The sequence below is a fragment of the Paraburkholderia sp. JHI869 genome, from assembly GCF_038900775.1.
In the GTDB taxonomy this organism is placed as follows: Bacteria; Pseudomonadota; Gammaproteobacteria; order Burkholderiales; family Burkholderiaceae; genus Paraburkholderia.
Map to the genome: position 1 here is coordinate 1 of NZ_JAYMSC010000018.1, position 20888 is coordinate 20888.

Sequence of the window (20888 nt, forward strand, 5' to 3'; positions counted from 1 at the left end):
GGCCCGCGGACACTGTTCCGCGGGCCGGGCGCCTCTTCCGTTTACCGCCGGCGCGGCAGGCTCACCGCGCGCCGTCCATCGTGACGGTTGTCAACGCACCGAAATATACGCGAGAATATAGCGCGCCAGCCCGCCGGGTCTCCGGCGCAATGGGCGGCAAGACAACGGGAGCGACATCAGGTGAACACTGGCAGCAAGGAAGCTGTTGGCGAAAAATTCTCGCCGGCCGCCATGGAGCACGCACGCGCGATGACCTGGAAGGCGATCGAGCAGATCGCGGCCGCCATCGCGCCCGGCATGCGGGAATCGGAGGCCAACGCCCGCGGCCGGGCCATACTCGAAGCACTGGGCATGGACCGCATCTGGCATCCCGTGCTGATCCGCTTCGGCGAAAACACGCTGCGCATCTTCAAGGAGCGCTCAGAAGGCGACCCGGTGCTGGGCGCGGACGACATCTTCTTCATCGACCTGGGCGTGGTGTGGAACCAGCACGAAGGCGACGCGGGCGCCACTTTCGTCACCGGCAGCGACCCGGAAATGCGGCGCTGCGCGCGCGACGTCAAGATCATTTACGACGAGGTGGCCATCCACTGGCGCAGCACGGGCTGCAGCGGACGGGCGCTCTACGAATTTGCCGCCGAACGCGCACGAATCTACGGCTGGCGCTTGAACGTCGATATCAAAGGCCATCGCGTGAGCGACTTTCCGCACGCCATCTACCGGGCCGGCGATCTCGGCGACTTCGAAACGGTGCCGGCCGCCGGGTTGTGGATCCTCGAAATACAGATCGCTCACCCCACGCGCGCGTTCGGCGCGTTCTACGAAGACCTGCTCGCGTAGCCGCGCCGCAATCAGGCTGAAGACGTCTGCGCTTCGTAGCTGCGCTGCGCGCGGTCGTCGTGCAGCACGCGCCGCCCCGTGCGCGTGAGCAGCACGAGCACGATGGCCAGCAGACTCGTGCCGAACAAATAGCCCGGCGGAATGAATCTGGCGTCGGTAAATCGCGCCACGACCGAGATATAAAACGGCGCCAGCCCGCCAAACAGCATCACCGCCGTGTTATACGCGATCGCAACACCGGTCGAGCGGCCCTGCACGGTAAAGATCTTCACGAGCATGCCGGGGTGCGCCGCGCCCTGGAGCGTGAGGAACAGCATGCCGACGATCTGCACGAACATCAGCCTGTTCTCGCTCGGCTGGGCAAGCAGGTACCAGAAGAGCGGAAAGACGCACGCCATCCACCCTGCAATAAATAAGCAGAACAAACGATATGCGCCAATACGGTCTGCGAGCTTGCCGAACACGGGCGAGAGGATCGACATCACGAGACTCGTCACGAACACGCCGCGCAGCGTCGATCCGAGCGACAGATGCAACTGGAACTGCGCATAGTTCGGCAGATACGCATTCCACACGTAGTTGAGCGAGGTGCCGGCAATCATCACACCCATCGCGCACACGAGCGCATCGCCGTTTTCGCGCAAGAACTGACGCGCACGCACGAGCGCCGGCGCCTGCGCGGCGGGGCGCGCCTGCATGCGCTGAAAGTCGTCCGACTCGCCGATGTGATGGCGGATGTAGAAGCCGATGGGCCCGACGAGTGCGCCGATCAGGAACGGCACTCGCCATCCCCACGCGGCGAGCGCGGCGTGCGAGAGATGACTCGTCAGCAGGTAACTGCTACCCGAGGACAGCATGGCCGCCACGCCGAGCGAGACCATGTTGAAGCTGCCGTAGAACATCTTCTTGCCAGGCGGCGCCACCTCGTAGATCGTGACCGACGAGAGCGCGAACTGCGCCCCCACCGCAAAGCCCTGCACGAGGCGGCCGATCACCACGAGAATGGGCGCCGCGAGCCCCAGCGTGGCGTAGCCCGGCGTCAACGCCAGCAGCAGCGAGGCCACGGACATCGCCACCATGATCCACGAGAGCGCCTTCACGCGCCCTGCGCGGTCGGCATACATGCCCATGACCACGCCGCCTATCGGCCGCACGAGAAACCCGACCGCGAACGTCGCGAACGTCAGCAGCAAGGACTCGCCGCGATTCACGCCGGCGAAGAAGGTCCGCGCAATCAGGCTCGAAAAATAGGCGTACACCGCGAAGTCGAACCATTCGAACGTGCCGCCCGCCACGGTCGTGATAATGACTTTGCGGATCTTTCTGGCTTCGCTATCGGCGTTCATCGGCTTAGGCTCCCGTGCGCATCGCGCGCAGACTTTGCGCGAAGAAGTCCTGGACCACCTCGACCACCTGCAGGCCGCTGTGGGCGATGTTCTCGAGTTCGTCAAAGCGCACGCCAACGCCGGCCGCCTCGAACGATGCCTTGAGCGCCCTGAGCCGCTCAGGGCGCGTTCTGCCCGCGTCGTTGATACCCGGCAGGTACATCGGGCTATCGTCGCGCACGGTGATTTCCCATGTTTCGAGGTCCGCGCGGCCCACCACCATTTGCACCGGCACACGGCGCAATGCGGCGAGATCGAAAGGCTTGCCGAATTGCCGCTCGAAACCGCCCACGCCCAGCCACCAGGCCTTCGAAGAATCGAGCAGTGTCACGTTGCCCGGCGCCCCTATGGTGGCCGCCCACAAGCGTTCAGGGTGAACGTAGGCGAAGCGGTTGACGAACTGCCCGCCGCCCGAGTAGCCGAACAGCGCGAACTTCTCGAAGCGCTTGCCGTAACGTTCGCCTACTTCGCTCACCATATCGAGCAGTACTTTGTCGTAATGGATGTCGCCTTCCACGAGGCGCTTGAAGCCGTTGCGGTCGCCATTGCCGCGCACGCCCACGGGAAAGAGCGGGCATAGCACGATGCAGCGGTTCCAGCGGCCAAAGCCAGCAAATGCATCGCGGTACTGAATGAATTGCCGGCCGGTGCCGTGCATCAAGACGACCAGTTCGACATCGTTGCCAGGCGCGGTCACTTCGGGCGGCACGTAGAGCGTGTATGGAAACCGCGCATCGTGCCGGCTTGCATACACCGTGGTCGAACCCAGGTCATAGAGCGCTTCGGCTTTCGCGGTGACAGCCGCAAGCGGCTTTTCTGCAACTTCGGACATCGGTCTCTCCTCCTGATTCGTTTCTGATCGTGTGTCTTGCGCGCATCAAGCCGCTTCGGCAATCGGCTCGTGCTGCAAGCTGTAGCGCGTGAAAACGCGATTGAGCGCCGGCATCGGTGCGACGTCCATCTCGCCGCTGGCCGGTTGCATGACGATCATCGCGACCGTTGCGCTCAGCGTGTGGCGCGTGCCCGGACGCGGCGGACGGCACACCGAATGCGGCGTACCGAACGCGTCGAACAGCGCAGCCTTGACCGCATTGCGGTCCACCTTCGGCGCCACGTTGAGCAACTGGCGCACGCGCCAGTCGCGGTAGTAGCTGTCGGGCGAGTTTTCACCGCCGGTGTCGCGCAGCTTGGTGCGGGCGACCGGACTCATCCAGTGGTTCGCATGCACGATCAGTTGATCGTCTCCTGGCCAGATCGGAAAAGCCTCGTCCGGCGCGCACTCGAAGTCGATGCCGAAACCCTCGGCCATGCCCAGCATGATGTTGTTCGAGCACGACTTGGGCGTGATGGCGATCGTGCGCAACGCGTTGGCGAATACCGGTTCTTCGAGCACGCGGCGGCGCAGCAGCGAGAGCGGCACGCCCATCTGCGCGAAGTCGCGATCCGATTCGAGGTAGTTCGCCGTGATCGACACGCCCGCGGCATTCAGGCCGCTGCGCGCGAGGCCGCCCGCTTCGACGAAGGTCAGATAGTCTGGCCCCTCGTCGTTACGCACGCGCAGGACGATGCCAGTGTCGACGCAGTCGGCTTTCCAGTCCCAGTTCTGCGCGTGAATCAGTTGCCCGTTCGCAGAACGCGACGGCAGCACGAGCACGCCCGTGCAGCCGTCTTCGTCTTCGGCGTCGGCGGGCGTCGTCTTTTCGACGCGCGCCTTGGCCAGCACTTCGGTGCGCGCGTTGATCATGACGATGTCTTCGAACGGCACGTCCGCGCCCGCCGCAATGCCGCGCATTTCGTCCAGATACGCCGGCTGGAACTCGCCGATGGCCTGTTCGAGCGAGCGGATGAGCGCCATCTGCGCAGCCTCGCTGTAGCCGATATTGCGCAGCGTCCGGCCGTAGCGCGACGCACTCAAACGAACGCGGTCGGCCACGGCGCGGCCATATTGCACCCCGCGCTCATAGGGCTTGCCGGACACGCTGACGAAGGGAAACGGCTGGATTTGCGGCATCGATTAACTCCGTACTGGAAACACATGAGCTTGTGATGAACCGATTTTCGAGCGAGAGAAATAAAATAAAAAGCGTTATTTTGTTTCTTGAAAGGAAAGATTTTTTTGTGTTTCGTGCGATCATGCAGGCACGGCAAGACCTGCTAAAAAGCGCGCCCGAGGAGGCGGAACATGAGTGAAATCCGGATGCTGCGGACCTTTCTGGCGATCGAGAAGCACGGCACGATGGCGGCCGCCGCCGATCGCATGGCGCTGACCCACGCGGCAGTCGGCGCGCAAATGCGCACGCTGGAGCGTGTGTGCCAGCGTCAGCTGTTCGATCGCAGCGGCCGGAGCATCCAGCTCAACGACGCGGGCCGCTCGATCCTCGAGCAGGCACGCACGGTGGTCGCGGCCTACGACTCGCTGCTGCGCGGCGTGGCGGACACACATAGCATCGAAGGCACGGTCACGATTGGCGCGACCGTATCGTCGATGGGCTTTCTCGCCGCCAACGTCATCAAGCTCAAGGTGCCCTACCCCGCGCTGAAGGTGCGCCTCACGCATGGCAGCAGCCCGGAACTGGAGCGCCAGGTGCGCGCGGGCGAGATCGACGCGGCGGTCATCATCAGCGAACCCCGCACCACTACGCTGCCCGAAGCGTGGGAGTCGCTTTATGAGGAGCCGCTCGTGCTGCTGGCCAATCCCGCGGTCGCTCCCGCCGACGCAACCGCCGCCTCGCTGCTCAAGCGCTTGCCCTTCATCGGTTTCGAAGCGGACTCGCTAACCGGCCGGCATGTGACGAGCCTGCTGCGCCGCCTGCGCGTGGAGGTCAAGCCGGTGCTGGAGATGAATTCGATTGCGGCGATTGCCGATCTGGTGCGGCAGAACGTCGGCGTTTCGATCGTGCCGAGCCTGCGGCACGCCGCGTGGACCGACGACCCTCAGCTCTTCGTCAAGCCGATTCCCGGCCCCACGTGGCGACGGCACGTGGCCTGGTACGAGTTCGGCCGCCAGCCGCGGGCGACGGCTATTGTGAAGAATCAGTTGCTTGCGGCGCTTTCAAATGCTTAAGGCTTCGACGCAGCCGCAAAAATGAGAAAATGCTGCGAACCCACTGGAAAGAAACATGAAACGACTGTTACTCGCCGCGCTCACCGCCGCCTCGCTCGTGACTTGCGCTCACGCCCAAAGCGACGCGACCGGCTCGTTCGCCACCCCCGCAGGCACGGTGCAATTCGTGCGCGACGACCGCGACTTCGTGGCGGTCCTCGGCAAGGATATCTTCGACCGCTTCGACGCGAAGACGCTCGCGCATTTCGACGAAGTGGGCCACGATAACAGCACGATCACGCGCATGCTCGTGCAGACCGCCTACGGCCCGGTGCTGTACGACTTTCGCCATAATCCGCCGCTCGTGCAGCACGTAACCACACGCATGACGATCAAGCGCGTGTTCTGGCAACCCGATGAAGTCGTGATGCAAGGCTCGGAAGGCTGGTTCCGGCTCAAGAACGGTGCGCTCACGAAGCTGCAATCGTCGACGACCACGTACCGCACCAACTAGCCCGATTAAAGGCTAGCGGCTCGAGGTTAGACGTCTTTCTCGTCCTTCTCCTCGCCCTGCGAGTCGCGGGCGGCGATCTTCAGTTGACGCAGCTTGTGGTAAAGCGTTTTCTTCGGCATGCCAAGCTCGTCGCTCGCCTGGGCGACGTTGCCATGATGGCGGCGCAGCGTATTCTCGATGAGCATCCGCTCGAAGTAAGCAATCTGGTCCGCAAGCGTCTCGCCTTTCGCCGTTGCCGTGCCAGCGGTTAGCAGGCTATCGCCGGTCAGCCCGAGCACGAAGCGGTCCGCGACATTCTGCAACTCGCGCACGTTGCCAGGCCACGCATGCGTCATCAGTTCGGACACCTGTGCAGCGGTCACGACCGGCGCTGGCGTGCCGAAACGGCGCGCGGCCGCAAGCACGAAATGCTCGAATAGCAGTGGGACATCTTCGCGCCGCTCGCGCAGCGGCGGCAGTTCGATCTGCGCGACGTTCAGCCGGTACAGCAGGTCGGCGCGGAAGTTGCCCTCGGCCGAGACTTCGACGAGGTCGGCTTTCGATGCAGCGACAATGCGGCAATCCACCGGAATCAGTTCGTTCGCGCCCAGCCGCTCGACCACGCGCTCCTGCAGCACGCGCAGCATCTTGATCTGCAGCGGCATCGACATCGTTTCGATCTCGTCGAGAAAGAGCGTGCCGCCGTTCGCCCATTCGATCTTGCCCACGCGCTTCTTGATCGCGCCCGTGAATGCGCCCGCTTCGTGGCCGAACAGTTCGCTTTCGAACACCTGCTCGGGCAGTCCGCCGCAGTTCAGCGCCACGAAATGCGCGTCGCGCCGCGCGCTGAAATCATGCAGGCTGCGTGCGATGAGTTCCTTGCCCGTGCCCGTTTCGCCGGTGATCAACACCGAAACGGATGTATCGGCCAGACGCAGAATTTTTTTGCGGACTTCCGCCATGGCCGGCGACTTGCCGAGCACCAGCGCCTCGATCCCCTGCCAGTTGTGCAGCGAAGCGCGCAGGCCCTCGACTTCGAGCGTGAGCCGCCGTTTCTCGACCGCGCGCGCCACGCGGCCCGCGATCACATCGGACGAGAACGGCTTTTCGATGAAATCGTAGGCGCCCACGCGCATCGCGCTGACCGCAGTCGAAATGTCCGCGTGCCCGCTAATCAGCAGCACCGGAATTTGCGGGTCGATCGACATCACATGATCGAGCAGTTGCAGGCCGTCGATGCCGGGCATGCGCACGTCCGAGACGATCACGATCGGAGCGCCAGGCGCGATGTCCACATACGCATCGGCCGCCGACGCATAGGCGCTCACCGGAAAGCCCGCGAGCGCCACCGCCTGCTCGACGCCGATGCGGACATTTTCGTCATCCTCGACGACCAGCACGCGAATCTCATCTGCCATGTTCTGTCCTTTGCGGCTCGGCGGCCGCGAATTCGATCGTGAAGCGGGCCCCGCCTTCGTCGCGATTCGTTGCGGTGATTTTCGCGCCAAAGCCTTCGACAATGCGCGACGTGATCGCGAGCCCAAGACCCAGGCCCTGCCCGCGCGGCTTGGTCGTCACGAACGGCTCGAACAGATGCGCCAGCACTTCGGGCGCGATGCCGGGGCCGCTGTCGTCGATCGTAAAGCGCACGCGGCCTTGCGCATCAGCCTCGCCGGCCGCCATCGCGATCACGCGCGTGCTCGCGTCGCGCACGGCGTCGAGCGCATTGCCCAGCAGATTGACGATCACCTGTTGCAGTTGACTCGACTCCGCATACACCGTCGTGCCCGGCGCAATGCGCACATCGAGCCGCACCGCTTCGTCGCGAATACGCGATTCGTAAATGAGCCGCGCATGCGCGACGGCTTCGCCAAGCGACACCGCCACGCGCTCCACCTCCGGCTTGCGCGCGAACGCCTTCAACTCGCTCGTGAGCACCGCCATGCTGTCCACGAGGCGCCCAACGCGTTCGAGATTGGCGATCGCCTGTGCGGGTTGATTACGCTCGAAGAAAGTACGCGCATTGTCGCAGAGCGTGCGGATCGCGACGAGCGGCTGATTCAGCTCGTGCGTGAGCCCCGCCGCCATCTGGCCGATCACGGCCAGCTTGCCGGCATGCACGACCTCTTGCTGCGTGGCGCGCAGGCGCTGCTCGGTGCGTTCGCGTTCGGCGATCTCGCGCTGCATTTGCGCGTTGGCTTGCGTGAGCGCGGCAGTACGCTGCGCAACGGTCGTTTCCAGCTGATCGTTCGCGCGCCGCAAAGCTTCTTGCGACTTGAGCTTTTCCACAATCACGCGACGGCGCTGCACCGCGTACAACGCATAGAGCGCGGCGATCAGAAACACACCCGTCACGAACGCGAACGCGAGGCGCTGCTGCCGCCGCGCGCCCGCCGTGTCGAGCAGCACCATGATCGTGTCTTGCCCTTGCGGCGCGGGGCGCGACATCACGAGAAAGCGGGCAGTGCGGCCCGCGCGGCGCAGGTCGGGGAAGATGCCGATCCACGCGCTGTCGTTCCAGTCGCCAACGCGGCGGTATTGCAGCGCCTCGACAATCCGGCCCGCGTATTGTCGCGACGCCTGAATGTCGCGCTGCTGCGGCTCGGTGATGGCGCGCACGGCGGTGAATTTCCATTCGGGCTGGGTCGAGATCACGATCACGCCGTTGCTGTCGACGACGATCGCCGCTTCGCCGGGCGCGCGCCACGCGGATTCGAGCGCATCGACGCTGACCTTCACCGCCGCCGCGCCGATTGCCGTACCGCCATCATGGATCGCATTCGCGAAGTACAGACCCGGAATGCCGGTGTTCGTGCCAATGCCGAAGAAGCGGCCGCGGCCCTGTGCGAGCGCGTCCTTGAAGTACGGGCGATACGACACGTTGGTGCCGACGAAGCTGACCGGCTGGTTCCAGTTGCTCGCGGCGATCACCGTGCCGTGCGCGTCGATCACATCGACGGCGCCGCTGCCGACATCGTTGTTGACGGCTTCAAGATAGGCATCGACCGCGGGCAACATGCCGCGCGCTTCGTCGGGCGACGCCTTGAGCAGCGCGCGCACGCTGTCCTGGCGCGCCACGAGCGCGGGGACCATCTCGAAGCGCCCCAGCTCGCTTTTCAGGCTCGCCGTGTAGAGGTCGAGCCGGTGCTCGCCAACGTCGGCGAGCGCATCGATCGCGCGGTTCCATGCGAACTCCACTGCGGCGACGGCCGCGCCCACATACAGCACGGCCGCCGCCGCCCATCCCCACCATGGAATGCCCTTGTAACGCTTGCGCACGTTCACCCTCGTCGATTGGCTGCCGCCAGACGGCGGGTTCAGCGGATACCGCGCGCCGGAAGCACCGGCGCTGCAATCGCGAAGGCGCGTGCGAGGGACGCACACCCGCGCGTCATGCGCCGAAGTGCGCGAGCAGGATGAGCGTCACGGTCACGACGATGGCGCCGCCGATGCGCGTGGCGATCTGCGCGAACGGCATCAACTGCATGCGGTTCGCGGCGGTGAGGATCGCCACGTCGCCGGTGCCGCCCTGGCCGCTATGGCACGCGTTCACGATTGCGGTGTCGATAGGGTACATCTTCATCAGGCGGCCCACCACGAAGCCTGTGCCCATGAGCGTGACCACGGTTGCAGCGATCGTCACGACGTTGACGAGCGTGAACGCGGCCATGAGCTTGTCCCACGGCGTCATCGCCACGCCGATCGCGAACAGCAGCGGGTACGTGACCGCCGTCGAGAAGAACTTGTAGACCACGAACGCGCCTTCCTGCAGCGGCGGCGAAACCGCGCGTGCGAGTTTCACGAGCACGGCGAGGAACAGCATGGCGACCGGCGCGGGCAGGCCGAACAGCTTGTTCGCCATCAGGCCGATGAGGTACAGCGTGATCGCCGTGATACCGGCGGCTGCGATGTGGCTCACGTCCACGTGCCCGCGGACTTCTTCGTCCTGGGACGCCAGTTCATCGGTCGCGCCGACTTGCAGACGGCCGTTGCCGGTGAGATGCGGCATGCGCTTGCCCAGCATGTCGAGCATGCCCGAGAGGATGATCGCGATGAGGCTGCCGAGCATCACGGGCGGCAGCACCTGCGCGAACAGGTCGCCTTGCGCCACGTGCATGATTTCCGAATAGCCGACGGAAAGCGGAATCGCGCCTTCGCCCACGCCGCCCGCCATGATCGGCACGACGATATAGAGCAGCGTGTGCTTGACGCCGAGGCCGAGCGCCGCGCCGACTGCGGTGCCCACGATGGTCGCCGCCACCGTGCCCGCCGCAAGCGGAATGAAGATCTTCAGGAAGCCTTGAATCAGCACGCGCCGGTCCATGCTCAAAATGCTGCCGACGATGATCGATGCGATGAAGAGATACAGGAAGTTGGTCTGCTTCGTGAACTCGACCGTGAGGTGCTGCACGGGCTTGGGAAGCACGTGGTAGTACACGAGCGCCGAAGGCACGAAGGTCGCGAGAATCGCCGCCGCGCCGATATTGCGCAACAGCGGCAAGCGCTTGCCGAGTTCGGCGCACGTGAAGCCGCAAAAAGCGAGCACGGCGATGGCCATCGAGATTTCGCCGGGCACCTTGCCGGTGACCGCGAAGCCAGCGATCAGCGCAAACAGGATCACGTAGATCGGCAGCGGAATGATGCCGATGCGGATTTCCATCAGCTTCCACCAGCCTTCGGGCCAGAAGCGGGTTTGCGTCGTCGGGGATGACTCGGGAACCGCCTGGTTCACCTGCGAGGCGGCTGATGCGGATGCGCTGTTCTGCACGGGATGTCTCCTTCGTTTTCGCGACCGGACTGCGTCGCGTCTCCGGTGCTTGTTTAATAAGGGCTGCGGCTATCGAGGGATAGGCCGCCGGGCCTCTATAAAGCAGTAGCCGTGCCAGCGCGCGCGGGCATCGCGAATAATCCGCAATCCATTGATTTATCTGGCATTTTCGACATCGACACCCGCCCCATGTCCATCGCTGATCCGAGATTTCAGAATCGGCCCGAGCCGCAGGCTGAAATCTCGGCCTGCCGGCCGATCGCGCCCGCCGCCCGTGCGGGCGCCCCGATCCTTGAGCGCATGGCAAGAGTGATTTTCAGAATTCGCTCTGGAACCAGACCGACCGTTGGCACAAGATGAATCACCGCAATGTGAGGAGCGAGCCATGAAGATCGTCTTGCCGGGATACGCCGTTATTTGCGCCGCGGCGTTGTGCAGTACCTGCGCGCTGGCCGCGCCGCCGGGTTCGGCCTACCAGACGCCAGTGCAGTTATCGAGCGGAAGGAATCTGCTTTGCAGCGTGAACGAATCACAGCCTGCGGGCGAAGCAGCGACGCTCACGCGCCGCGAGCAAGTGGAGGCCGATGTTCTCGCCACGCAGCGCTTGAGGCTCGTTAGCGGACCGGAGTCGCCCTATCCCTCTGCCTATACCGCGCCGAGCGTTGCCTGCGTGAACGCGGGTTGATGCCGCAGAATGCACAACGGGGCCCGATTCGCCTGACGAATCGGGCCCCGCGTGCAACGAGGAGAGATGAGAAGTCGGTTTAGAAGCGCGTGCGCACGCCCGTCGTCACTTCGACCTGGTTGGTCGCGCCGAAGGTCGTGCCGACCGTGTAGCCGCCGTGCAGCTTCATGTAGTCGCCCGCCAGATACACTTCGGTGCGCTTCGAGAGGTGGTAGAAGATCGAACCGTAGAGCGTTTCCTTGAAGCCGTTGTGCAGCCCGCTCGTCGGATCGAATGCGCCGATGTTGGCGTTCGGAATGTCGCCATCGGCGTTATACGCGGCGTTGTGCGTGCGCATTTGCTGATAGCCGAGTTCGTAGTCGAGCGCGCCCTTCGGCACGAGCTTGAACGATACGGTCCACGCATTGTCCTGACGCTGGCCGAGCGCCCCTTGATTGCCCCAGTAGCGGAAATAGCCCGCATTGGCGCGCAGGATGCCGATCGTATAGTTGCCGCCCACCGAGAACGCCTGGTTCGTGTTGCCGTCGCGGTTCACGTGGTTATAGAAGGTCGAAGCCGTCCACGTCGGGGCGTTGTAGCCCAGTGCGAACTGATAGTTCGCGTTGTTGCCGAAGCTCGTGGAATTGCCGAACGCGTAGCCCGCAGCAGCGTAGATCCCGTTGTCGAACACTTTCTTCCACGCGAGGCCGTTTTCGTAACGGGTGCCCGTTGCGCTCGCCGCGTAGAAAATCATCTGCTTGAAGTTGTTCGCGTTGGTCCAGCCGCCCTCTTCCGTCGTGAGCTTCGCGTTGCCGTACGGGTCGCCGTAAATGGCCGCGGCGTCGCGCGCAATCGTGTTCTGGAAGCCCGCCGTGATCTTGCCGAAGCGGTCGTCTTCCACGCCCACCCAGGCGTCGCGGTCGAAGATCTGGCCCGGGTCTTCCATCTGGCCGTCGCTCACGCGGTATTCGCTTTCGAGCCGGAAGATCACCTTCGTGCCGCCACCGATGTCTTCCGCGCCCTTCAAGCCCCAGCGGCTGCCGCTGAACCACGGTTCGCCGGCAATGCCCATGCCGATCACGTGATTGCCGTTGGCGTCGGCGTGCGATTGATACGTGGGGACGCTCAGGTCGAGGAGGCCATAGAGCTGCACGCTCGATTGCGCGTGCGCGCCGCTTGCCGCCAGGGCGCCGAGGGTCGTGCCGACTGCGGCGGCCGCGAATTTCATTCTCTTCAAGATCGTCTCCAAGGGGTTGCTTCGTTTGAAGTTTTCATGGACCCGTTGTCTTCACGCGCCACTTGAGGCAGCGATGTGATGCAACGGATGAGACGAATAGTAGAGAGGTGAATCCTTCGCTATTCTTTCACGAACTGTTGGTATTCCTAAGTACATCCACTAATACCGCTAAACATTCGGGCCTGCTCAGGCAGGCACCGGCTCCTTCACGCGAAGGATATAGCCCAAGCCGCGCAGCGTGGTGATTTGCACGCTCGACTCCGCAAGGTGCTTGCGCAGCCGGTGGATGTAGATATCGATCGCATCCACACTCGGCTCGTCGCTCAGGCTGCAGATGCGCTCCAGCAGCACATGCTTGGGCACGGCCTTGCCCTGGCGCAGCATGAGGGCTTCGAGTATGGAATGCTCGCGCCTGCGCAGGCTGAGCGGCGCGTCCTTGTGGCGAAACTCGCGCGTATCGGAAACGTACTGCAGGTCGCCACAGGTCAGCCAGCCCGACTTCTCGCCCGTCTGCCGCCGTATCAGCGCCTTGATGCGCGCAACCAGTTCGCGGCTGTCGAACGGCTTGACGACGTAGTCGTCGGCGCCGGCGCCGAAACACGCCACCTTGTCGTCGATCGAGCCATGCGCGGTCAGCATGAGCACGGGCACGTTGTTGCGCCTGCGTCGCAAACGGTTGAGCACGTCCTTGCCGCTCAGGCGCGGCAGGCGCATGTCGAGGAGCACGAGATCGTAGCTCTGCGTGAGCAGCACGGAGTCCGCGGCTTCTCCATCGGCCACGCAGTCCACCGTGAAATTCTCGGCGCGCAACAGGTTGACGATCCAGTGCGCGAGTTCGGCATTGTCTTCTACGAGCAGGAGCTTCATGGTCCCTCCTCACCTCCTTTCAGCCATCTCAACCGGACCAGACCGGCAAACGCACCGTCGCGACAAGACCCACGCGCTCAGCCCCCGCGGCAACGCTCACCGAGCCGCCGTGCGAGCGCGCGACCTGGTGCACGATGGCAAGCCCGAGGCCCGTGCCCTCGGTGTCCGCCGCCACGCGATAGAAGCGCTCGAACACGTGCGCACGCGCCTCGGCGGGAATGCCGGGGCCGTTGTCCACCACCTGCAGCATGACCTGCTCCCCTTCGCAGCGGCACACGGCCGTCACGCGGCCGCCCTTTTGTGTATAGCGAATGGCGTTGTCGATCAGGTTGGAGACGAGCGAAGCCAGCAGGCCCGTGTTGCCCGCCACGTGCACGTCGTCGGCGAGTTCCGCGCCGAGATCGATGCCGCGGCGCTCCGCGGCCTGGACCATCTCTTCGAGCACCGACGAGACGACCTCAGTGAGATCCACGCGCGTCTGGCTGCGCGAGGACTGCGCCATCGATTCCGCCTGCGCGAGCAACAACAGTTGATTCGTCAACTCGGCCATTTTCTGGCTGGTGCGGCGCGCGCCTTTGAGTGCTTCGAAGAGCGCGGGATCGCGCGCGTCGCACTGGCTCGCGAATTGCGTTTGCGTGGTGAGCAGCGTGAGCGGCGTGCGCAGTTGGTGCGCCGCGTCGGCGATGAACTGACGCTGCATGGCGGCGTGCACCTTGAGCCGCGCGATGCACTGGTTGATCGCCTCGACGATCGGCCTTAGCTCCGAGGGCAGATGGTCCGGCCGGATCGGCTCCAGTTGCACGACCTCGCGGCCCGCGACATCGTCCTTGAGCTTCATGAGCGGGCGCAGTTCGAGCGTGAGCCCGAGCGGCACGAGCAGCGCGACGAGCGCCAGCATGAACCACTGGCGTGCGAGCTGCGGCCTCCACAACGCGTTGACCATCGCCTCGCGCGACGCGATCGTCTTGCCGACGATCACCATGACGCGTTCGGCGCGGCCCGAGTCGTAGAGCATGCGCTCGTAGGCCACGGCGCGAATCGGCAAACCCGCATAGGTGGTGTCGTAGAACACAGGCACTTCCGCTGTGTTCGCGCGCGGCAGCGGAAGATCCGGCGCGCCACCCAGCAAGCGGCCGTCGCCGGCGAGCACCTTGTAGAAGACGTGATCCTGCCAGGGCGACTCGAACAGCTCCAGCGCCGCTGGCGGAATCGTCGCGGTGAGCGAGCCGTTGTCCCAGTCGACATCTTCGATGATCGTGCGCGCCGAATCCAGCAGCGAGTGGTCCTGCACGAGATCCGCTGTCTGCTGTGCGGCGACATGCGACTCGTAGCTCGTCACCACGACAAACATGGCGAGCGGCACCAGCAGCCACAACAGTATTCGCGCACGCAGACTATGCACCATGTGTCATGCTCGCTCAGATACGACGCCGCCCGGCAGAGCGTGCGGGACGGCGGCTCGGGGCGTGCCTCATTTAGCGCTGACGTATTCGTTCGTATACGTTCCGGACAGATCCACGTGCTTGCCCTTGACCGAAGGATTAAAACTCGAGAGCACCTTGAGCACGGTGGCCGGGCCGTCGGCGGGCATTTTGCCGTCGGCGGTGTACATCGGCAGCGAGGCCTTGAGTGCGCTCACATAGAGCGCCTTGTCCTTTTGATAATCGGCGGGCATTTGCGCGGCGATTTCCTCGGCGCTATGCGTGTGAATGAACTGCATGGTGCGCACGAACGCGTGCGCGAGCTTCACCGCCTGAGCCTTGTGCGACTCGGCCCACGCGTCCTGCACGTAAAGGCTCGCGGCGGGATACGTGCCGCCGAGCGCGGCGCGCGTCCCTTCCACCGTGCGCATGTCCACGAGCACCTTCGCGTCGCCGGACTTCTGCAGTGCCGAGACGGTCGGCTCGGTCGTCATGCCCGCGTCGATGCGCCCCTGCTTGACGGCCGCGATGAAGCTCGCATCCGCGCCCACCGGCAACATGGTGTAGGCGCTGGAGGCAATGCCATGCTGGCTCGCTAGATACTGCGTGAGAAAGCTGGTCGAGGACCCAAGCCCCGTCACGCCCAGCGTTTTGCCTTTGACATCGGCCATCGACTTGATCGTGCCGGCCGCTTTGGACGACACCATTTCCACTTCGCCCGGCACCTGACCGAACACGACGATCGCCTTGACGTCCTTACCCTTGGTCTGCAAGTCGATGGTGTGATCGTAGAAGCCCACGACGGCCTGCACCGCGCCCGCAAGCAGTTCGTTCTCGGCATCCACGCCCGCGGGCTGCGAGAGCAGCTCCACATTGAGCCCTTCGTCCCTGAAATAACCCAGTTGTTCCGTGAGACGCGCGGGCAGGTAAATGAGCTTCGTAATGCCGCCGACCATGATGGTGATCTTGTCGCCGGCATCGTCGGCGGCCTGTGCGCCGTGAACCGCCATGGCAAACAGCAGGCCACCGGCGAGTGCGACTTGACGCAGCGCGCCAAAACTGGGTTGCATTGATTGTCTCCATCAGAATGGGCCGGCGGCGCGATGCTCGCCGCCTCGGTCGTTTCGGGGATTCTAGTGATTCAAACCCTTCCCGAAGCTTTCGCGGGTCACGCCGATGTATACGGGATTTCCATGAGCGGCGGCATTATTTATGCTTTTAATTTTTCTGAATAACAATGGCTTTTATTCAGAATCGACAAGCTCGCCAATGTTCTTTTAAAAAGGATTCCTGATTGATTGTGCACAAAGCAGCGAGACCCTGTTTAAGGGGCTCTGCCTGGGAAGTTTGCCAGCCGGGGCTCGCGCAGGTCTACCGGGGAACACCGGAAGAAGTCGTTCTCCACGTAACGGGTTCTCGGTTCGATGTCATCGCTGAACAACGCAACGGTCGGCACGCCTGCCGCGTGCGCGTTATGCAGCAGTCCGCCGTCTGCGCCCACGAACAGCTTGCTCTGCCCGATGAGCGCATAGCATTCGCGAATTTTCAGCTTGCCGACCAGCGAGTCGAGCTTCAAATTCCTGAATGGCATTGCAGTGAGATCGTTGGCTTCCTTGAGCCCATTGTCCGATCCGATCAGGACATATCGATAGCGCGACAATTCGGAATCGTCGTCGAGTCGTGCGAGCACATCGGCCCACTTGCCGTAGATACGGTTCGATTCCCTCACGCCAACCGAAATCGCAATGCTGCAGATTCCGCATACACACCGAACTGCCGGTTAAGCGAGAGCAGCAACCACGCATGCAGTTGCTGCTTCAAAAGCAGAAGGTTTCTATAAGCAAACAACGCTCGACTTCATCCTGAACGATGTCCGGATGGGGAACACGACGACTTTTGTCTATGAAACCACGGACCGTATCGACGTTCATCGCTCACTCTGCAGGAGCCTGCCCACCGCATCCGTAACCTTCGACCGAGTGGCCATTACGCCACCCGGCGCGAAGGTCACAGAACGCGCTGGACGGCTCGTGCAGAGTCTGTGATGTCTTGACCGAATCCAGCGACCGTATTGCAGCCCGCCAAAGCGGCCAGTGCGCCGATCATCGATACCACCACGAGAAACCGTCCGATCATGTCACTTTCCCCTAACTTTGCTTTTTGATTGTTTCGCGTGCGCACGCGCGCTGCGCCAGCCCGCGAATCCCGCCCCATTTATATCGGCCGGAAGTCGTATTCTGCCTGTGCTGGGTCTGCGCGTGCAAATTGGCAGATGCTGGCACCGTGGCTGCGGTTGCGCGGGGGGCATTGCACCGCCCGCGGCCTTCGGTCCCTGTTTATTTTTTAGGCACATGCTGCGGCCAATTAGCACAGCGCCAGAATGCGCTGGAGCACTATCATGATTAAAACGTTCACCGAAGGTGGATGTTTTAATCGCGGCAAGCCGACGCCGTTCGTCTGCAGCACGATTTGCATATTGTTGGTTGTCCTATCGTTCATCACGAGTCCTCCATGAACACACCCCGCCTCAAACTCGACGACACGAACGAAGAACGCCAGATCCGCGATGCGCTGCGCTGCGTGATCGATCCCGAAGTGGGGGTGAACATCGTCGACCTCGGCCTCGTCTATGGCATTGAATCCGGCGATGCAGGTCTGAAGATCGAGATCACCATGACCTCGCCTGCGTGTCCGATGGGGCAGCTCATCATGGACGAGGTGCAGGCCGTGGCCGAGGAATCGGTGCCCGAGGGTGTGCCTGTCGAAGTCGCGCTCGTGTGGGAACCCGCGTGGGAGCCCACCATGATGAGCGAGGCGGCGCGCGCCGTTCTGGGTTGGGAGCCCGACTGAGTGCGCACGCACTGTATTCGGCCTCGCGGCATGCGAACGCACATCATGAACGTTGCCCCACTACTGCGCCACCTCGGAAAGCTCGCCGCCGCGCTGACGATCGTTCTCGTCCTCGTTTGCGCGGTGATGGCAGGACTGGCGCGCCTCGGCGTTCAGGTACCCGCTCGCGCGATGACGAGTGTCGCGTGGCACGGCGTGCTGATGCTGCCGGTCTTTTTCGGCGCGCTCGTCAGCCTCGAACGCGCGGTCGCCCTGCAGCGAGCGGTGTATCTGCTGGCACCGGCCGGCGCGATCGCAGCGGGCGTCGTGCTGATGGCAGGTGCTCCGCCCGTCGCCGCGCAATGGCTGCTCATCGCCGCGGCGAGCGTTTCTCTCGTGGCGAGCCTGCAGGTGTTGCGCAAGCAACCGGCACTCCACCTGGGCGTGCTCGCGCTCGCGGTACTTGGCTGGTGGTCCGGCAATCTGGTCTGGGCGTTGACGGGCGACGTGTCGTCTTCCGTGCTGTGCTGGCTCGCGTTTCTGGTTTTGACGATCGCCGCCGAGCGGCTCGAACTCACCCGCATGCTGCGCCTGCCGCGCAGCGCCCGATACCTGTTTTTCGTGCCGGTCGTCGCGATGATCGCTGGCGTGCTCTGGGCGCTATGGCGACCCGAAGAAGGAACACGCCTGTTCGCGGCGGCAGTCGTGCTGCTCGCCGTGTGGTTGGCCAACTATGACATTGCGCGCCGCACGGTGCGCCAGCGCGCGCTCACGCGCTTTATCGCGGTTTGTCTGCTCGGCGGCTATGGCTGGCTCGCGCTGAGCGGCGTGCTCGGCCTCGCCGGTGCGCTGATGCCGGGGCATCCGTGGCATGACGCCGCCCTCCACGCGCTCACGCTCGGCTTCGTGTTTTCCATGGTGTTTGGCCATGCGCCGGTCATCGTGCCCGCACTCACGCGGCTGCCCGTGAAATACCATCCGTTGTTCTACGCGCCCCTCGCCGTGCTCCACGCGGGCCTCGTCATGCGCGTGACGGGCGGACTCGCCGAACTGTTCTGGCTGCGCAAGGCTGGCGGCATTGCTGGCGCGGTGGCGCTGGCACTCTTCGCGCTGACGCTGATTGCGGCCGTGCTCGCGGCCCGCCGGGAACGCGCCCGGCGTCCTGGCGGCAGACGGATTTCGAACCCGACACGTTCGTCGTAATCCGCAGCGCCAACCTGTGCGTCGCGATACGCATCGGTATCCTAACATTCGTCGCTTCCTGCGCCGGTCGGCAACAAGCAAACGCATGCTCATCGGACGATACGGCTAGAATTCACGACAATCCGGCGGTTGCTCCAATGCGGCGGAACCATACCGGCAGGTATCATTGAAAAGCCGGCGTCGCTGCGGCGCAAACTGCAATGACGCCGCTTGAGACACGACCGCACACAACCACGCACCACAACGGGCCCTCTCGTCAATGCGCATTTTCGGAATCAGCCTTTACGTCATCATCGCCCTGCTCTTTGCAGTGCATGCCATTCGCAACCAGCAGAACATGTACTGGTTGCTGATCCTGTTTCTTTTCCCAGGTCTTGGCAGCCTCGTCTATTTCTTTGTCATTTATTTGCCGAGCCTGCGCCAGTCGCGCGGGGCAAGGGCGACTGGCCGCGCGATCTCGCAACTGGTCGATCCCAACCGCGCGGTGCGCGAAGCACGCACGGACTTCGACCGCGCACCGACCGTCGCGCACCGTATGCGCCTCGGCGCGGCGCTGCTCGACGCGGGCAACGCCGCCGAAGCGCTGGAGCATTATCAGGCGGCGGCCACCGGACCGTTCGCATCCGATCCGGCCTTGCTCGAGGGCCTCGCGCGCGCGCAGTTTGCCAACGGCAATGCCGCGGCCACCCAGGAGACGCTGGAAAAGCTGTTCGCCGTCCAGCCTGTCGCCCGCCAGCAGCCGGAGCCATCCCTGCTGTATGCACGCGCGCTCGCCGCGAACGGCGCAGCGGGCACGCGCGCCGCATTCGAAACCGCGCTCTCGTGCGCGAGCGACGCCGCCCCGCGTTGCCTCTTCGCCGACTGGCTGGCGAGGCAACCCGGCGACGCCGACCGCCAGCGCTCGCGCGAGCTTTACGCCGATATCGTGCACGACGCGAAGCACTGGCCGCGCCACGCCCGCGAGCACAATAGCGAGTGGCTGCAACGGGCTCAGGCCGCGTTGGGCCGATAGCCCAGACCTTTTCCGCGAGGAGCCGCCGTGCGAGAAGCCACCGTCAAGTTCAAACGAGGCATGTTCACCGGGCTCTTCACGTTTTTCGCGTCGATCTGCGTGTATCCGTTCACGGCTCACTATCCATCGTTAGGCATGGCAGCGTTTTCCGGCGGCGCTTGCGCGTTCGTCGGCACGCAACTGGCGAGCTGGTTGTACAGAGCGTGACGCGAGCGCTCGTGCGCGATTGCCGCGCGCACTCAGATGCGCAATCAGATGCGCGCGCACATGCGCCGGTAAGTGGCCGGTGTCATGCGATATGCGCGGCGAAACCATCGGCCGAGATGGCTCTGGTCGGCAAAACCCACTTCCGCGGCGACCTGGGCCGGCGTGCGCCCGGCCGCCAGCAGCCTGCGCGCGGCGCGCAGGCGCAAGCGCACCAGGTACGCATGGGGCGACGTGCCGAACTCGCGCTGGAACAGGCGCGTCAGACGAAACCGGTCGATGCCCGCGCTATCGACGAGTTCGTCGAGCCCGATGTTCGCGCTCATATGTTCGTGCAGCAGATCGCGCACGCGGGCGAGCGCGGGCGGCGCTGGGGGCGCCGCTGCGGTCGAATCGAGCAGATGGCCGCCAAGGTGCTCCAGCAAGCGGTCGAGCGCCTCGTCGCGCGCGAGCCGGCCTTCCTCGCCGTATAGCGCAAGAAAGGCGCGGCGGATCGCATCGGTCAGGCGCGGGTCGTCGACGAGCGTCCGACCGAATGCGGCCTCCACGCCGGCGAGTCCCGCAATATTCAGCCTGCGCGCCGCACGCTCGACCCACGGTTGGGGCAGGTACAACATCGCATAGGTGAAGCCGCCCGGCTCGGGCGCGTGGCCATCGTGCAATGCCCCCGGCTCGATCAGGATCGCCCGCCCCGGCACGCTCGTATGCAGCGACCGGTGACACTGGAAGCGCTGCACGCCCTGCTCCGTATAGCCGATCAGCATGTCGTCGTGATCGTGGGGGTCGTAGGCGTGACCGCTGAAATGCGCACGCAAACTCTCGATGCCCGTCTGCGCATCGCGCCGCGCGACGAGCCAGTGATCGTTCCGGCCCTCAGTCACCGTCGCGTTCGTCATGACTCGCCTCGTTCCCGGTTCCTTTC

At 64.1% G+C, this 20888-nt stretch carries 20 protein-coding genes; 8 read left to right on the forward strand and 12 right to left on the reverse strand.

Annotation, left to right across the window (positions count from 1 at the left end; translation table 11 throughout):
* The first annotated feature begins 180 nt into the window (after positions 1-180).
* The gene (locus VSR72_RS26620) at positions 181-840 is read left to right on the forward strand and encodes a M24 family metallopeptidase (RefSeq protein WP_342955339.1); all 660 of its coding nucleotides are present in this window, start codon (positions 181-183) and stop codon (positions 838-840) included.
* 11 nt (positions 841-851) lie between these two features.
* Here VSR72_RS26620 and VSR72_RS26625 read toward each other — a convergent pair whose 3' ends face one another.
* Genes VSR72_RS26625 through VSR72_RS26635 form a run of 3 tightly spaced genes read right to left on the reverse strand, consistent with a single transcriptional unit; the run spans position 852 to position 4236 of the window.
* Positions 852-2186 (reverse strand): MFS transporter, encoded by a 1335-nt coding sequence (locus VSR72_RS26625; RefSeq protein ID WP_342955340.1) that lies wholly within the window; start codon positions 2184-2186, stop codon positions 852-854.
* A 4-nt stretch (positions 2187-2190) separates the two neighbouring features.
* Positions 2191-3057, reverse strand: a complete 867-nt coding sequence (locus VSR72_RS26630; RefSeq protein ID WP_342955341.1) for an alpha/beta hydrolase — start codon at positions 3055-3057, stop codon at positions 2191-2193.
* Positions 3058-3102: 45 nt separating this feature from the next.
* Positions 3103-4236 (reverse strand): C45 family peptidase, encoded by a 1134-nt coding sequence (locus VSR72_RS26635; RefSeq protein WP_342955342.1) that lies wholly within the window; start codon positions 4234-4236, stop codon positions 3103-3105.
* Between the two features lie 171 nt (positions 4237-4407).
* Here VSR72_RS26635 and VSR72_RS26640 point away from each other — a divergent pair, with 171 nt between their 5' ends.
* A complete protein-coding gene (locus VSR72_RS26640; protein WP_342955343.1) occupies positions 4408-5289 on the forward strand; it encodes a LysR substrate-binding domain-containing protein in 882 nt (293 codons plus the stop codon).
* A gap of 55 nt (positions 5290-5344) precedes the next feature.
* Positions 5345-5782 carry a hypothetical protein gene (locus tag VSR72_RS26645; protein WP_342955344.1) on the forward strand — a complete coding sequence of 146 codons (438 nt, stop codon included), beginning with the start codon at positions 5345-5347 and terminating at the stop codon, positions 5780-5782.
* Positions 5783-5808: 26 nt separating this feature from the next.
* Here the strand turns inward: VSR72_RS26645 and VSR72_RS26650 are convergent, their stop codons facing one another.
* From VSR72_RS26650 to VSR72_RS26660, 3 genes are all read right to left on the reverse strand, one after another.
* Positions 5809-7179 (reverse strand): sigma-54 dependent transcriptional regulator, encoded by a 1371-nt coding sequence (locus tag VSR72_RS26650; RefSeq protein WP_342955345.1) that lies wholly within the window; start codon positions 7177-7179, stop codon positions 5809-5811.
* The gene (locus VSR72_RS26655; protein ID WP_342955346.1) at positions 7169-9040 is read right to left on the reverse strand and encodes an ATP-binding protein; all 1872 of its coding nucleotides are present in this window, start codon (positions 9038-9040) and stop codon (positions 7169-7171) included. The genes VSR72_RS26650 and VSR72_RS26655 overlap by 11 nt, the downstream gene beginning before the upstream one ends.
* A 112-nt stretch (positions 9041-9152) precedes the next feature.
* Positions 9153-10493, reverse strand: coding sequence for a 2-hydroxycarboxylate transporter family protein (locus tag VSR72_RS26660; RefSeq protein WP_342955484.1), 1341 nt, complete (start codon positions 10491-10493; stop codon positions 9153-9155).
* Between the two features lie 421 nt (positions 10494-10914).
* Here VSR72_RS26660 and VSR72_RS26665 point away from each other — a divergent pair, with 421 nt between their 5' ends.
* Positions 10915-11214 carry a hypothetical protein gene (locus tag VSR72_RS26665; RefSeq protein WP_342955347.1) on the forward strand — a complete coding sequence of 100 codons (300 nt, stop codon included), beginning with the start codon at positions 10915-10917 and terminating at the stop codon, positions 11212-11214.
* A 79-nt stretch (positions 11215-11293) separates the two neighbouring features.
* Here the strand turns inward: VSR72_RS26665 and VSR72_RS26670 are convergent, their stop codons facing one another.
* The 5 genes from VSR72_RS26670 to VSR72_RS26690 form a co-directional block, all read right to left on the reverse strand.
* Positions 11294-12421: a porin gene (locus tag VSR72_RS26670; RefSeq protein ID WP_342955485.1), complete on the reverse strand. Its 1128-nt coding sequence runs from the start codon at positions 12419-12421 to the stop codon at positions 11294-11296.
* A gap of 195 nt (positions 12422-12616) precedes the next feature.
* The gene (locus tag VSR72_RS26675) at positions 12617-13297 is read right to left on the reverse strand and encodes a response regulator (protein ID WP_342955348.1); all 681 of its coding nucleotides are present in this window, start codon (positions 13295-13297) and stop codon (positions 12617-12619) included.
* A 28-nt stretch (positions 13298-13325) separates the two neighbouring features.
* Positions 13326-14702, reverse strand: a complete 1377-nt coding sequence (locus VSR72_RS26680) for a sensor histidine kinase (protein WP_342955349.1) — start codon at positions 14700-14702, stop codon at positions 13326-13328.
* 66 nt (positions 14703-14768) lie between these two features.
* Complete coding sequence (locus tag VSR72_RS26685) at positions 14769-15788, reverse strand: ABC transporter substrate-binding protein (protein WP_342955350.1); 1020 nt, start codon at positions 15786-15788, stop codon at positions 14769-14771.
* Positions 15789-16042: 254 nt separating this feature from the next.
* Complete coding sequence (locus VSR72_RS26690) at positions 16043-16408, reverse strand: glycosyltransferase family 9 protein (RefSeq protein ID WP_342955351.1); 366 nt, start codon at positions 16406-16408, stop codon at positions 16043-16045.
* A gap of 821 nt (positions 16409-17229) precedes the next feature.
* Here VSR72_RS26690 and VSR72_RS26695 point away from each other — a divergent pair.
* From VSR72_RS26695 to VSR72_RS26710, 4 genes are all read left to right on the forward strand, one after another.
* Entirely contained in the window at positions 17230-17568 is a 339-nt protein-coding gene (locus tag VSR72_RS26695) for a metal-sulfur cluster assembly factor (RefSeq protein ID WP_342955352.1), read from the forward strand.
* Between the two features lie 45 nt (positions 17569-17613).
* Complete coding sequence (locus VSR72_RS26700; protein ID WP_342955353.1) at positions 17614-18750, forward strand: hypothetical protein; 1137 nt, start codon at positions 17614-17616, stop codon at positions 18748-18750.
* A 259-nt stretch (positions 18751-19009) separates the two neighbouring features.
* A complete protein-coding gene (locus VSR72_RS26705) occupies positions 19010-19762 on the forward strand; it encodes a hypothetical protein (RefSeq protein ID WP_342955354.1) in 753 nt (250 codons plus the stop codon).
* Positions 19763-19789: 27 nt separating this feature from the next.
* Entirely contained in the window at positions 19790-19969 is a 180-nt protein-coding gene (locus VSR72_RS26710) for a hypothetical protein (RefSeq protein WP_342955355.1), read from the forward strand.
* 44 nt (positions 19970-20013) lie between these two features.
* Here the strand turns inward: VSR72_RS26710 and VSR72_RS26715 are convergent, their stop codons facing one another.
* Positions 20014-20862 carry an AraC family transcriptional regulator gene (locus VSR72_RS26715; RefSeq protein ID WP_342955356.1) on the reverse strand — a complete coding sequence of 283 codons (849 nt, stop codon included), beginning with the start codon at positions 20860-20862 and terminating at the stop codon, positions 20014-20016.
* Positions 20863-20888: the final 26 nt, after the last annotated feature.